Source organism: Maribacter litoralis (assembly GCF_902506355.1).
In the GTDB taxonomy this organism is placed as follows: Bacteria; Bacteroidota; Bacteroidia; order Flavobacteriales; family Flavobacteriaceae; genus Maribacter; species Maribacter litoralis.
In genome coordinates this window covers 3,786,424-3,800,358 of sequence record NZ_LR733271.1, presented here as the reverse complement: position 1 = coordinate 3,800,358, position 13,935 = coordinate 3,786,424, and the positions used below count along the sequence as shown (strand labels likewise).

Annotated in this window: 15 protein-coding genes; 8 read left to right on the top strand and 7 right to left on the bottom strand. The window is 33.9% G+C overall.

Annotated features, from left to right (window positions below; translation table 11 throughout):
• From EXIGUO8A_RS16010 to EXIGUO8A_RS16000, 3 genes are read right to left on the bottom strand one after another with little or no spacing between them, the layout of a single operon-like run.
• Window positions 1-1,401, bottom strand: coding sequence for a bifunctional UDP-3-O-[3-hydroxymyristoyl] N-acetylglucosamine deacetylase/3-hydroxyacyl-ACP dehydratase (locus EXIGUO8A_RS16010; RefSeq protein WP_116768938.1), 1,401 nt, complete (start codon window positions 1,399-1,401; stop codon window positions 1-3).
• Window positions 1,402-1,403: 2 nt separating this feature from the next.
• A complete protein-coding gene (lpxD, locus tag EXIGUO8A_RS16005) occupies window positions 1,404-2,420 on the bottom strand; it encodes a UDP-3-O-(3-hydroxymyristoyl)glucosamine N-acyltransferase (protein ID WP_116768937.1) in 1,017 nt (338 codons plus the stop codon).
• 23 nt (window positions 2,421-2,443) lie between these two features.
• Window positions 2,444-3,673 (bottom strand): HD domain-containing protein, encoded by a 1,230-nt coding sequence (locus EXIGUO8A_RS16000; protein ID WP_159303929.1) that lies wholly within the window; start codon window positions 3,671-3,673, stop codon window positions 2,444-2,446.
• Between the two features lie 86 nt (window positions 3,674-3,759).
• Here EXIGUO8A_RS16000 and porX point away from each other — a divergent pair, with 86 nt between their 5' ends.
• From porX to EXIGUO8A_RS15975, 6 genes are all read left to right on the top strand, one after another.
• Window positions 3,760-5,304 carry a T9SS response regulator signal transducer PorX gene (gene porX / locus EXIGUO8A_RS15995; RefSeq protein ID WP_159303928.1) on the top strand — a complete coding sequence of 515 codons (1,545 nt, stop codon included), beginning with the start codon at window positions 3,760-3,762 and terminating at the stop codon, window positions 5,302-5,304.
• Between the two features lie 8 nt (window positions 5,305-5,312).
• Window positions 5,313-5,726 (top strand): tRNA (adenosine(37)-N6)-threonylcarbamoyltransferase complex ATPase subunit type 1 TsaE, encoded by a 414-nt coding sequence (gene tsaE / locus EXIGUO8A_RS15990; RefSeq protein ID WP_159303927.1) that lies wholly within the window; start codon window positions 5,313-5,315, stop codon window positions 5,724-5,726.
• A gap of 223 nt (window positions 5,727-5,949) precedes the next feature.
• Window positions 5,950-6,081, top strand: a complete 132-nt coding sequence (locus tag EXIGUO8A_RS18850) for a hypothetical protein (protein WP_262885577.1) — start codon at window positions 5,950-5,952, stop codon at window positions 6,079-6,081.
• A 102-nt stretch (window positions 6,082-6,183) separates the two neighbouring features.
• A complete protein-coding gene (locus EXIGUO8A_RS15985) occupies window positions 6,184-6,828 on the top strand; it encodes a hypothetical protein (protein WP_159303926.1) in 645 nt (214 codons plus the stop codon).
• Between the two features lie 97 nt (window positions 6,829-6,925).
• Window positions 6,926-8,125, top strand: a complete 1,200-nt coding sequence (locus tag EXIGUO8A_RS15980; protein ID WP_116768932.1) for an alanine dehydrogenase — start codon at window positions 6,926-6,928, stop codon at window positions 8,123-8,125.
• Between the two features lie 79 nt (window positions 8,126-8,204).
• Window positions 8,205-8,591, top strand: coding sequence for a DUF4258 domain-containing protein (locus EXIGUO8A_RS15975; protein ID WP_159303925.1), 387 nt, complete (start codon window positions 8,205-8,207; stop codon window positions 8,589-8,591).
• On the opposite strand, the gene EXIGUO8A_RS15970 is transcribed toward EXIGUO8A_RS15975, so the two are convergent.
• A complete protein-coding gene (locus tag EXIGUO8A_RS15970) occupies window positions 8,592-9,758 on the bottom strand; it encodes a proline dehydrogenase family protein (protein WP_116768930.1) in 1,167 nt (388 codons plus the stop codon).
• Between the two features lie 110 nt (window positions 9,759-9,868).
• Between EXIGUO8A_RS15970 and aroB the strand changes: the two genes are divergently transcribed.
• Both aroB and EXIGUO8A_RS15960 read left to right on the top strand, forming a co-directional pair.
• Window positions 9,869-10,930, top strand: coding sequence for a 3-dehydroquinate synthase (gene aroB, locus EXIGUO8A_RS15965; protein WP_159303924.1), 1,062 nt, complete (start codon window positions 9,869-9,871; stop codon window positions 10,928-10,930).
• A 109-nt stretch (window positions 10,931-11,039) separates the two neighbouring features.
• The gene (locus tag EXIGUO8A_RS15960; protein WP_159303923.1) at window positions 11,040-11,369 is read left to right on the top strand and encodes a hypothetical protein; all 330 of its coding nucleotides are present in this window, start codon (window positions 11,040-11,042) and stop codon (window positions 11,367-11,369) included.
• On the opposite strand, the gene EXIGUO8A_RS15955 is transcribed toward EXIGUO8A_RS15960, so the two are convergent.
• From EXIGUO8A_RS15955 to EXIGUO8A_RS15945, 3 genes are all read right to left on the bottom strand, one after another.
• Window positions 11,366-11,887, bottom strand: coding sequence for a DinB family protein (locus tag EXIGUO8A_RS15955; protein ID WP_159303922.1), 522 nt, complete (start codon window positions 11,885-11,887; stop codon window positions 11,366-11,368). The genes EXIGUO8A_RS15960 and EXIGUO8A_RS15955 overlap by 4 nt on opposite strands.
• 91 nt (window positions 11,888-11,978) lie before the next feature.
• The gene (locus EXIGUO8A_RS15950; RefSeq protein WP_027066901.1) at window positions 11,979-12,458 is read right to left on the bottom strand and encodes an Lrp/AsnC family transcriptional regulator; all 480 of its coding nucleotides are present in this window, start codon (window positions 12,456-12,458) and stop codon (window positions 11,979-11,981) included.
• A 116-nt stretch (window positions 12,459-12,574) separates the two neighbouring features.
• A complete protein-coding gene (locus EXIGUO8A_RS15945; protein WP_159303921.1) occupies window positions 12,575-13,678 on the bottom strand; it encodes a M14 family metallopeptidase in 1,104 nt (367 codons plus the stop codon).
• Between the last annotated feature and the right edge of the window lie 257 nt (window positions 13,679-13,935).

Sequence of the window (13,935 nt, the reverse complement as noted above, 5' to 3'; positions counted from 1 at the left end):
CTATGTTCTTTTTACAATTTGGGCCATCATTTCCGCTTCACTTACCAACTTATCATTAGCATAAGCATAAGCCTGCATATGGCAGATTCCCCTTCTAATCGGAGAAATTAAACTACAATGGAATATTAAGGTATCACCAGGTAAAACCTGTCTTTTAAATTTAACCTTGTCGATTTTCATGAAAAGCGTCAAGTAATTCTCAGGATCCGGCACTGTACTTAGTACTAAAATACCTCCTGTCTGTGCCATTGCCTCTACTTGTAATACGCCGGGCATAACAGGTGCTCCAGGAAAGTGACCAACAAAAAATGGTTCGTTCATGGTAACGTTTTTCATACCAACAACATGTTGGTCAGAAAGTTCTAAAATACGATCGATCAGCAAAAATGGCGGTCTGTGTGGCAGCATATCCATTATTTGATGAATATCCATCAACGGAGGCAAACTAAGATCGTACTTAGGTACATTGTTACGCTTCTCCAATTTTATAATTTGGGCGATTTTTTTGGCAAACTGAGTATTTACAAAGTGTCCTGGTTTATTTGCAATGACCTTACCTCTAATTCTGGTACCTGCCAATGCCAAATCGCCAATAACATCAAGTAATTTATGACGAGCAGCTTCATTTGGCTGGTGCAAAGTTAGGTTGTCAAGTATACCATTAGCTTTTACAGAAAGTTTCTTTTTATTGAATGCTTTTTCAAGCTTCTTCATGGTATCTTCAGAAATCTCCTTATCTACATAAACAATGGCGTTATTTAAATCGCCACCTTTAATGAGTCCGTTTTCCAATAAAGCTTCCAGTTCATGTAAAAAACTAAAGGTACGGGCATCGGCAATTTCTTTCTTGAAGTCGGCAATATTCTCTAAGGTAGCATTTTGGGTACCCAAAACCTTAGTACCAAAATCTACCATAGTAGTTACTTGGTAAGTATCTGAAGGTATAATGGTAATTTCGCTTCCTGTTTTTTCATCCCTATAAGAAATTACCTCTTTAACGACATACTCTTCTCTATACGCATCTTGCTCAACAATACCCGCTTTTTCCAAAGCTTCTACAAAAAACTTAGAAGAACCGTCCATAATAGGTGGTTCGGCAGCATCGAGTTCTATAAGAACATTGTCAATTTCCAAACCTACCAAAGCAGCCAAAACATGCTCTGATGTCTGAATTTTAACTCCGTTTTTCTCTAAGTTGGTACCTCTTTGCGTATTATTTACAAGGTTGGCATCTGCCGGTATTATAGGAGTACCTTCTAAATCGACTCTTTTAAAAGCGTACCCGTGATTTTTATCTGCGGGTACAAATTTAATAGTTACATCACTACCGGTATGTAAACCTACTCCCGTAAGACTTACTTCTTTACCAATCGTTGTTTGTTTAATAGTTGTTGTGCTCATCGTCAATCTTTCTTTTCTAAGGTGTCGATTCTACTTATTATTTTTGATAAATTCTTGAAATGGACATATGACTTGTTGAAATCACCATAGTTTAATGCTGGAGAACCCTGTAAAACTTCATTGTCCTTCACATTTCTACCAATACCAGATTGAGCTTGTATTTTAACATTGTCTCCAATGACAATATGCCCAACAATACCAACCTGACCGCCGATCATACAATGCTTACCAATTTTGGTAGAGCCGGCAATACCTGTCTGTGCAGCAATTACCGTATGTTCGCCAATTTCAACATTATGTGCTATTTGTATTTGATTATCTAATTTTACTCCCTTTCTTAAAATGGTAGAGCCAAGTGTTGCCCTATCAATGGTAGTGCCGGCACCTATATCTACATTATCCTCTAAAATAACATTACCGGTCTGTGGAACCTTTACAAATTCGCCGTTTTCGTTTGGCGCAAAACCAAATCCGTCAGCACCTAAAACCACTCCACTATTCACCACACAATTATCACCTATAATTGTTTCCGAATAGATTTTGACTCCCGCAAAAATGATTACATTGTTACCAATTTTAACGTTGTCACCTATATAGACATTAGGATAAATCTTTACATTGTCGCCCAACACCACATTATTTCCTAAATACGCAAATGCACCTATATAAACATCTGCACCATAGGTAACATTATCAGATTTAAAGATAGGCTCCTCTATACCTACCTTGTTATTTTTTACCTGATTGTAGTATTCCAATAATTTGGAAAACGATTTATAAGCATCTTCTACTTTAATTAAAGTGGTATTTAAATCTTGTTCAGGAACAAAACTTTTATTCACTATAGTTACCGATGCTCTTGTTTTATAAATAAATGAAGTATACTTAGGATTGGCTAAAAAAGTAAGGGAACCTTCTTCACCTTCCTCTATTTTAGCAAGTTTATGTACGGCTATTTCTGGATTTCCATGTACTTCTCCTTCTAAGATACCTGCAATCTGACCTGCTGTAAATTTCATGAGCGTAAAAGTAAGAAAAATTGTTAAACCCCTTCTTTAGGATAACACATATAATATTTAGTCACCGTTTTTGAAAGTGCATTTAAATTTAGGTGATCGGACAATTTGGCGACATCGGTAATTTTACCATTTTTCCTTAAAATGTTGATAGTCTGATGCTGCCTATCGTAGGCTTTATTTCTTAGTTCGCCTTTAAACACAAAATATGAAGCCTCTTCATCAGTAAGATTATATTGTGTTTTTACCTTATTTAATTGCGACAAATACTTACTTTCTGTAATAGGTTCTTTTTTTACCTTAATATGAAGTAGTTTTCTATTGATAATCATACCACATAAAGAGGCTAGTACAAAATCATTTGAAAACTGCCATTCTTTTAACGCTGCAAGAATATCTATATCATCAAGTTTAGCAAATTTCACCAATGTTTCGCTATCAAAATTATTGATATCAATATGATGGGTAAGAAAATAATGCAGAGGAGCACTTGAGTTTAGCGTTTCGCCTCTTTCTATTAAAAACCTTGCCCTCTTTAATATACTTATCAGTAATCGTTCGGCAACTACGGCTGTTTTATGCAAATACACTTGCCAATACATAAAACGGCGGGCCATTAGAAATTTCTCAACTGAATAAATACCTTTCTCCTCGATTACCAAATTTCCATCAACTACATTCAACATTGTAATTAATCGTTCTGCATTGGTATTCCCTTCTGCTACGCCAGTATAGAAACTATCTCTCTTTAAATAATCTAGGCGATCCATGTCTAACTGACTAGATACCAACTGATTTAAGAACTTTTTTGAATGATTACCAGTAAAAATGGAGATGGCCTCCGTTAAACTTCCGTTAAAACGCTCATTGAGTTCATGCATGAATTGAAGCGAAATAAACTCATGACTAACACCTTCAACAATACTATGTTCCATTGCATGTGAAAAAGGTCCGTGACCTATATCATGTAAAAGAATAGCACATAAAAGTCCGTCCTCTTCACCTTGCGAAATCTCAACACCTTTAAAACGAAGCACTTGTATTGACTTCTGCATTAAATACATACAACCTAATGCATGATGAAAACGAGTATGATGTGCCCCAGGATACACCAAATAAGACAATCCCATTTGTGAAATTCTTCGCAACCTTTGAAAATAAGGGTCTGCAATAAGGTCAAATATTAAGGCATTGGGAATTCTAATAAATCCGTAAATTGGATCATTAAAGATTTTCAATTTGTTTGATGTCTTCAAGATAACGTTGTCTTTTCTGAAATTAACATTTCAAAGTTATACAAAAGCATTAGCATAAAATTTGATTATCGTCAAATAATAATTCAATGAACAAAATAAAAATATTGTGGGTAGATGATGAAATAGATTTACTCAAGCCCCATATCATCTTTTTAGAATCTAAAAATTATACTGTAATCACTTGTCAAAGCGGACAAGAAGCATTAGAAGAGCTTGCCCTAACAAGGGTTGATATTGTATTTTTAGATGAGAATATGCCTGGTATTTCTGGTCTAGAAACCCTTTCTGAAATTAAAACAATAGACAACTCTTTACCCGTGGTTATGATAACTAAAAGTGAAGAGGAGTTTATTATGGAAGAGGCTATTGGTTCTAAAATTGCCGATTACCTTATAAAACCCGTTAACCCCAATCAGATTTTACTATCGCTCAAAAAGAATTTAGACCATTCTAGATTGGTTTCTGAGAAGACCACAAGTAACTACCAGCAAGAGTTTAGGAAAATTGCGATGGACCTATCTATGGTAAGCACTTATCAAGAATGGGCCGACCTTTACAAGAAACTAATTTATTGGGAGTTGCAATTGGAGGAAATCGAAGATAGCGGAATGTTTGAAATTTTAGAATCGCAAAAAACCGAAGCCAATCAACAATTTGGGAAATTCGTAGACAGAAATTATGAAGATTGGTTTACAGATTCAGATGCACCCGTAATGTCACATACCTTATTCAATAAATGGATCGCACCCGAAATAAAAGATCAAAAAACCTTGTTAATCGTCGTTGACAATTTACGTTATGATCAATGGTATGCTTTTGAAGATACCGTAAACTCATTTTACAAAAAGAAAAAAGAAGAATCCTACTACAGCATTCTACCCACTGCAACCCAGTATGCGCGAAATGCGATATTTTCTGGGTTGACGCCGTTAGATATGGAAAAAAAATATCCGGAATGGTGGAAAAACGATACCGATGAAGGTGGAAAAAACCTGTTTGAAGACAAGTTTTTAGATGCACAGCTAAAAAGGCTTGGATTAGATTTAAAATGGGAATACCACAAAATAAGTAGTCTTAAGCAAGGAAAGCACTTAAGTCAGAATTTTAAGGGTCAAAAAGATAACGATTTGACCGTTATAGTATACAATTTTGTAGACATGCTTTCCCACTCAAAAACAGAAATGGAAGTCATAAAAGAACTGGCATCGAATGACAAATCTTATAGATCTCTAACCACAAGTTGGTTCAAGAACTCCCCTATGCTCGAAATTATACAGCAGGCACAGACATTGGGCATGAAATTGATTATTACTACCGACCATGGTACCATAAATGTAAAATCACCTTCTAAGGTTGTAGGTGATAGGGATACAAGCCTAAATCTTCGGTATAAAACAGGTAGAAGCCTAACATATGAAAAGAACGAGGTACTAGCTGCGAAAGACCCAAAAAAAATTAATTTACCCAGTATTAACATGAGTAGTTCTTTCATATTTGCCAAAAATGATTATTTCTTTGCCTATCCAAACAACTACAATCACTATGTAAGTTATTATAGAAATACGTATCAACATGGCGGAGTTTCTTTAGAAGAAATGATTATACCTTTTGTAGTTTTGGAACCTAAATAGTTGTAAAAATGGAATTCATTTATCGCGAAGGTGAGTTAGGTAATATTGCAAAACAGATAGTTGCCCATTCTAAAAGCAAAACATTAGCGTTTTACGCCCCAATGGGTGCTGGAAAAACCACATTAATAAAATCATTGGTAAAAGAATTGGGCAGTAATGATAATGTAAGTAGCCCAACATTTGGGTTGGTCAATGAATACGCATATGAAACGGGTGAACCTCTAGGGTATCATTTTGACTTCTATCGATTAAAAGATGAGACAGAAGCAATGGATATGGGACTTGACGATTATCTTTCTTCAGGTGTTTGGATATTTATGGAGTGGCCAGAAAAAATACCCTCACTACTACCATTGGACATTCAAAACATAACTATTGAAATAATTGACGAAACAACACGCAAATTGACGCTCACTAGTTAAAGGGTTTAGCATTTCAAAATAATTGAATTGTGAATGACAAAATTTAGCATCGTTCAAATTGAAGATTTATTGTATATATTCGGTGAAAAACAAGAATTTCGATAAAGTGTACAATTTATCCGTTAAAAACCATAATTTTAACGTTTAACAACATATTAGTTGTATATTTTTTCTTACGTTTGTAGAAGAACTAAATATTTGTATAACCGAAAACCCCTTGAAAATGAAAAACAAAAGAACATTCTTAGCTTCAATCGCTTTAGGCGTATTCCTTTTAGCAATGGCAGCACCTGTTATCAACATTGATAATCAAGATACTAATGTAGATAAGAGAGAACTTACTAAAAGAATTTAAGATTTAGTAAAATCAATTATATAGAGAGCAATTTAATTGCTCTCTTTTTTTTATAATAATAACTATTTTCCTTCGTTAGCATATAGTAATTCTATTGTGCTAATGATAAATAATGTAAAAAGAAAAAAAGCGAAAAAAAAGATATTTTTAGAATCTCTTCTTGTCTTTTTTATAGCAATCTCACCATTTTTATATAAAGCATATGAGTATTTGCCTTATAATTCAGATGGTGATGCATCAATTTTTGGAATGATAATTGGAAATCATGGTTTTCCAAGTACCCAAACCTTTTTATGGTTTTTAACTTCCAAAATTGTACCTCTTTACCTTTTAGTTTTCTGGTTTCTTACCTCACGAGATTGGTGGTATCACATTATCATCATACCGATAGCTATGTACTCATTTCAAATGTTCGAAGTGTTCTACAGTTCTGATCATTACATTGATACTGACAATATTTGGTGGCTAATACCTATTTGCATGATAACCATCCCATTTGTGTATTTTATTCGTATTAAGCTATATGACAAACATGTTCATGGTATTGATTTGGAAGCAATGGAAGCTGAACTTGAAGAACTCAAAGCAAAAGGTTACTCTAGCGAAAAGACCGATTTGAGTATTGAATTTAAAGATGATGTTATTCAAAAAGAGGAATCTAATACAGATATGTCTACCGGAACTATAGAGAACTTCTTAAAAAACATACAAGACCGAATTCAGGGTTGGCTACACTTAAAGTTTTAAACCTCGAATATCATTATTTACGTATAAATCATTCATTTCTTTAAAAATTGTACATTTGAGTTTCAAGTCGTTGATTTGAACAACGTATTATGTAGTTATGAATGAACCCACTTCACCGTTTAGCAAACATCAATTAATTCCACAAGAGGAAACCTTAGAAGTTTTACGTCAAAAAGGTGAATTATTTATAGGTATACCAAAAGAGAATCAATATCAAGAAAAACGAATTTGTTTAACCCCAGATGCAGTTAATGCCATAACAGCTAATGGTCATCGTGTATTGATAGAATCTGGCGCAGGCGAGGGAGCCCATTTCTCAGATGCAGATTATGTAACCGCAGGTGGAGAAATTACTCGAGATACCAAAAAGGTTTTTGCTTGTCCGTTAATATTAAAAGTAGAACCGCCTACCCTAACGGAAATTGAGTTTATAAATCCGCAGACCACAATAATTTCCGCTCTTCAAATTAAGACGCAGAACAAGGCATATTTTGAAGAACTTGCAAAAAAGCGAATAACGGCCATTGCCTTTGAATATATACGTGATGAAGAAGGTAAATATCCTGCAGTACGCTCGTTAAGTGAAATTGCCGGTATTTCATCGGTATTGATTGCTGCAGAATTAATGGCTGCCAATAATAATGGTAACGGACTTATGTTCGGTAATATTAGCGGCGTACCACCGGTTGAAGTTGTTATTATTGGTGCTGGTACCGTAGGAGAATTTGCTGCACGTTCCGCAATAGGAATTGGAGCAAATGTAAAAGTCTTCGACAATTCCATCACCAAGCTTAGAAACATACAGACCAACCTTAAACAAACGGTTTACACATCTACCATTCAACCTAAAAACTTACTAAAAGCATTAAAACGCTGCGATGTTGCCATAGGCGCAACAAGAGGTAAAGACCGCTCACCTGTTGTCGTTACCAGCACCATGGTAGAGCATATGAAAAAAGGCGCCGTTATTATAGATGTTAGTATTGATACAGGCGGATGTTTTGAAACCAGTGAAATTACCGACCACAATAAACCGACCAGAAAAAAGTACGATGTTATTCATTATGGAGTTCCGAACATACCTTCCAGATACCCCAAAACCGCATCGGTAAGTATCAGTAATATATTTACGCCTTATCTACTTAAAATTGGAGAAGATGGCGGATTGGAAAATTCTTTACGTTTTGACAAAGGGTTACGTAATGGTCTATATATGTACCATGGTATTCTAACCAACAAATCGGTTGGCGAGTGGTTCGACCTTCAATATAGCGATATTAATTTTTTAATATTCTAGAAAACCAAAAGCAAAACTTTCTCTATCCATTTAAAAAGACATAATTTCGCGATCTTAATTATTTCAATAAACAGCTAAAATGGATTTTCTTAAGAGGTTAGGTTATTTTTTGGTGGGTATGTCTATAGGCATCGTATTTCTAACTTTTTTCCTAAAAAAGAAATCTGAAGAAACAGGTGTATATTTTTGTTATCTACCAAACTGCCGTACTTTAAAAGATATTCGCTCTAAATCTATGTATTATAGTGATGAAGCGCAACAAAAATTGCAAGAACTACAATTAGATTCAACCGCGGTCACCTATATTTTAACAGAAGGTGATGTTGATTTTGGAAATAGCGACACCAAATCCGTTCCTTGCAAAACCTACATTATTGAGTCTGATTACAAGGAACAGGATTATGTTTTTACTGTAAAGAATTGCAGGAAAAAAGCAACCATTGAAAAAGTAGACATACAGCAGTAACTACATTTTTCTTCGTTTACGCTCTTTTTTCAATAATGATAATTCTCTACTGGTTTGTCCCGCTACAGATGTATTCTCATCTGCTCTTCTAATTAGATACGGCATAACATCACGTACAGGTCCGAAAGGAAGATATTTGGCAACATTATACCCATGGGCAGCTAGGTTGTAAGAAATATGATCGCTCATTCCGTATAATTGACCAAACCATATATGATCATTATTCTTTGCGATGCCCTTCTCCTCCATTAATTCCATTAATCGGTAACAACTTTCTTCATTATGTGTTCCCGAGAAAATTGAAAGAACATCAAGGTTATCGACCATATACGCTATGGTAGCATTAAAATTATCATCGGTCTCTTGTTTGGTTTTGCATATGGGTGAAGTATACCCCATTTCTTGGGCACGATCATTTTCTTTCTCCATATATGCACCTCTAACCACCTTCATGCCAACAAAGAATCCATCTTTTACCGCACGCTCATGTAAAGCCTTTAAATATGGTAAACGATCCCATCTGTAGGTCTGTAAGGTATTGAAAACTATTCTTTTCTTCTTATTATACTTACGCATCATTTCTTCCGCCAAGTCGTCAGCAGCATCTTGCATCCAACTTTCTTCCCCGTCTATAAGTAACGACACCTCAAGGTCATGTGCTTTTTTACAAACCTTATCAAATCTATTGACTACACGTTGCCATTCAGCTTCTTCTTTTGTAGTAAGTTCTTTTTTCTCGCTAATCTTTTGATATAATGCAAAGCGACCAAAACCTGTTGGCTTAAAAACTGCATAGGGTATAGCATCCTTTTCTTTTACGAAATCCAGTATGGTTAAAATAATTTCGGTGGCCGTATCAAAAGGGTCCTCTTCTTCTTTTCCTTCTACGGAGTAGTCCAATACCGAACTTACGCCTTTCTCCCACATTCTATCAACAACCGGTAAACAATCTCGCTCATTAACGCCACCACAAAAATGGTCAAAAACTGTAGCTTTAATTAAGCTTTCTACTGGCAAATGCGCCTTAAAAGCAAAGTTGGTAATCACCGAACCCATTTTCACCAAAGGTTCGTTTGAAATCATTTTAAAAAGAAAATAAGCGCGTTCTAACTCCGAATCGGTTTTAAGAGCAAATGCGGTTGCAGTATTTTCAAAAATTTGGTCCATTCCTTATTATTTCTATAACGATCAAATATAATCACAGAATTTATAATCTTAAGACTAAAATTTACCTTTATTTTGCGTACAAGTTGCAAACAAACTAAGCTATATTTTTAATGGATTCCATTATTTCAGATTCTTACGCAGTACATTTTAATGAGCAAGCCTTTTCGGCTCTAAATTCACATTTAGCAGAAAAAAAATACTCTATTATTTTTATTTTGGTTGACGAGAATACCCATGAGCACTGTCTACCAAATTTTATGGCAGAGCTTAGTGGCGAATATCAATTTGAAATAATAGAAATTGAATCGGGAGAAATCAATAAAAACATAGAAACTTGCGTAGGTGTTTGGGAAGCACTGTCTGAACTAGGTGCCGATAGAAAAAGCCTAATGATCAACTTAGGCGGAGGAGTTTTAACAGATATGGGAGGATTCATTGCCTCTACTTTTAAAAGAGGTATAGACTTTATTAATGTACCCACCACCCTACTATCTATGGTCGATGCTTCGGTAGGCGGAAAAACGGGAATTGACCTCGGGGCTTTAAAGAATCAAATAGGCGTTATCAACCAACCTGTAATGGTATTGGTTGTTCCAGATTTTCTAGACACATTAGAAGACAGGCAAGTACGTAGTGGATTTGCAGAAATGCTTAAACATGGACTTATACAAGATAAGTCTTATTGGAATTCACTTAAAGATGCAGAGCACCTAGAAGATATGAAAAAACATATTCTTACTTCTATTCAAATAAAAAATGAGGTAGTCTTACAAGACCCAACTGAACAACATATTCGAAAAATTTTAAATTACGGCCATACTTTAGGGCATGCTATTGAGTCTTACTTTTTAGAAAGCGAATCTAAAGAAATGCTCTTACATGGCGAGGCAATAGCAATTGGTATGATTTTGGAAGGATACTTATCTCACAAGCTTTTAGGTTTAAGTGATGCATCATTAGATGATATTAAAAGAACCTTCTTAGATAGATGTCAAAAAGTAGAATTTTCTGATGTAGACATTGATAACATTCTGAAATTGATGAAGTTCGACAAGAAAAATTCACATGGAAAAATAAACTTTGTACTCTTAAAATCTATTGGAGAACCTGAATTTGATGTTGAAATTCCGGTGACATTATTCTCTGAAGCTTTCGCTTACTACAAAGTTTAAAAACTTCACCTACCCAAATCATCACTTTCACAACTCTGTGAAGTAACGTGTAATTATATTGACTAGTTTAGTTATAGATAAACAACAAACCTCTATAAATAAACAAGTTATGACTAGACGCCTTATAGATTATCGTAAATTAGACCACAATTTAGCTGCTCAATTAATTGAAACCTATCCTTACGGATATGGCGACGAAGACATTATAATATTCAAAAATGTAAAAGGAGATTATGTTGAAGCTGTAGAATTGAGAACAGCAGACACTTTATACTTAGTAAAGATTAGCAAGAGCCTTTCTAACTTTATTGCAAATTTTGAAGAAAACGTTGCTAAAGAACTTGAGTCAAGTACTCCCGAAGAAATAATATCTTCTGAAGATATGAAAAGTGCCTTAAATCTTAATTTTGAGAACGAGCACGAACAAGAATTTGATTAGGCCAAGTATCTTTCTTTTAAGATGTTAAAATGATGTCTTTGGTGACCACTAATCACTAAGCCCAGCGCTGCGACAGACCAAGGTAGTCCGCTAGCAGTACCTGTTCGTTTTAAAAGGTCATTTGACATTACATTGAATAAATTGATCGATGCATCACGAACGGTAAGATATTCGTCTAAAATATCTTCTTTTGTTCTTGTATTTGCCAAACTCTCTAACACGTAATCATCTTGCTCAAAACCTGGTAAAGCAGTTTTATCATTTCTAGAAATTCTAAAAGCACGATACTGAAAAACCCGTTCAGAATCTATTAAGTGCACCAAAACTTCAGCTACTGTCCACTTTCCTTCACCGTAACTAAACAAAAACTGTTCGTCAGTTAAATGTTCTACTAATTCTTGAAAGTTTTTTTTCCCATTTAACAATGCCAATTTTAAATCCTCTTCTTTCTCAAGAGCATTTAAATATGTACCATAAAAATATTGCAATTCAGTATTGTCTAAATCTTTAACTTTCATAAGCAGATTATTTAAAAGAAATTTTAAACTATAAAAGCCCAATTACAAAATATAACTGGGCTTCTTTCTAAGTTAGTTGACTATTATTCTCTTATAACTCGTTGAAAATAGTATGCATTAAACGTTTTTTATCATTAAAACTTTCTTCTAATGAAATCATCGTTTCAGTTCTACTAATACCATCTATATCATCAATTTTAAAAATAATATTCTTGGCATGTGTAGTATCCTTTGCTCTAATTTTACAGAAAATATTAAATTTTCCTGTAGTTATGTGTGCAATGGTAACGTTTGGTATCTGATTTAAGCGCTCCAAAACAAACTTTGTTTGGTGTGTTTTTTCAAGAAAAATACCTACATAAGCTATAAATGCATAACCAAGTTTTACATAATCTAACGTAAGTGATGAACCTTTTATAATACCTGCTTCTTCCATTTTCTTAACTCTTACATGAACAGTTCCTGCAGAAATAAGAAGCTTTTTTGCAATATCGGTAAAAGGTGTTCTGGTGTTGTCAATTAACATATCCAGAATTTGGTGGTCTATTTCGTCTAATTTGACTTTGCCCATAGTTGTAAAATTTCTGCCAAAAATAAAAAATAATCACATTAAATTCATTGAAACTTGATTTTTTTTATTGAAAATGTAAACAATTTTAATATTTCAAAGAAATAAAACAATGAAAATTAAGAAAGTAGATTCATAATACCATTTTCATGTAGCCAATTAAAGTCATTTTTATCATTGCAATTCAATGTTTTATGAGCAAATATTTCTTCAGGCTCCTTTTCAAAATCATGAATCTGTGGCACAAACTCAATTTTATCCTTTTCCAACACCTCTTTATATTGTACAGGTACAAATTCGGAAGTAGAAAATCCGTTAGTTTCAAAATCTATATTACGCACAAGAATATCAACAAATTGCTTACCATTCTCCGGGATAGATAAGTATTGTTCAACGGTGTACTCCGTTATAGTATTATCCTTAATAGTTTCTAGACTTTTAACTAGTGCTTTAAAAATGTAAGCCCGTGTCACATCTCGTTCATAATCATTGTTGAAATGACCAGCCTCGAACAAAATAGTAGGTGTTTTCATCATTTGAAAAGCATCACCAACACAATTTGCATTAAAACCATCATCATACCTACCCACCTGACCAGGAATTTCTTTTTGCAACATACTATTCATAGCCGCTATCAATTGCATACTCAATTTTCGTGATGGAGAATTATTACGCTCCACATCAAAAGCCGGAGCCAAAAATGAAACTGTTGCAGGTTTATTTGTTCTACCTACATTAAATATAGTGCGCTGATCATGCAGGTTAAAACAAAAGTCAGGCTTAAAATCTTCATACACCTTTTTAAGCACTTTACTTTCAGGTTGTGATAAATCTTGAGCATCTCTGTTTAAATCAATTTTATTGGCATTTACCCTCGTGTAATCTCTTGCTCCATCAGGATTTAAAATTGGTATAATTTTTATAGTACAAGAATTCAGTATTTCAGAAACTTCAATTAAATCCTTATTCAAATAATTTAATAAATCTATAACCGCTTTTGTAGTTGTAGATTCATTACCGTGCATTTGAGACCACATTAAAACACGCTTGGCGCCATTACCAAAAACAATACTTTTAATAGATTCTCCACGAACCGATTTTCCAATTTCTTCTATTTTAAATGATGTAGGCAATGAACTTATAAATTCATTGATATGGTCATATGTTATATATCTACCTGAAATACCGGTAACACAATAATCTTTATAATTCAATTTCATCATTATCTTTTCCTCTTTAAAAAGCAAAAATACTACAGCCTACGTTTACATTTGTAAATTATAGATTGTACACAGAACTAATTTTTAGCAGTCTATAGTTTACAACATTCAACAAATTATAAAAATTAGTAATAAATAACTTATTATCAGTATTTTATAAAAAATCAAATAAACTAAAACTTAATGCATTTTAGGATATATTCAATATTTTTTAATATTCTTAACTACTCCCAATTTAGTTTTAGATTAGTTTTGTAAAC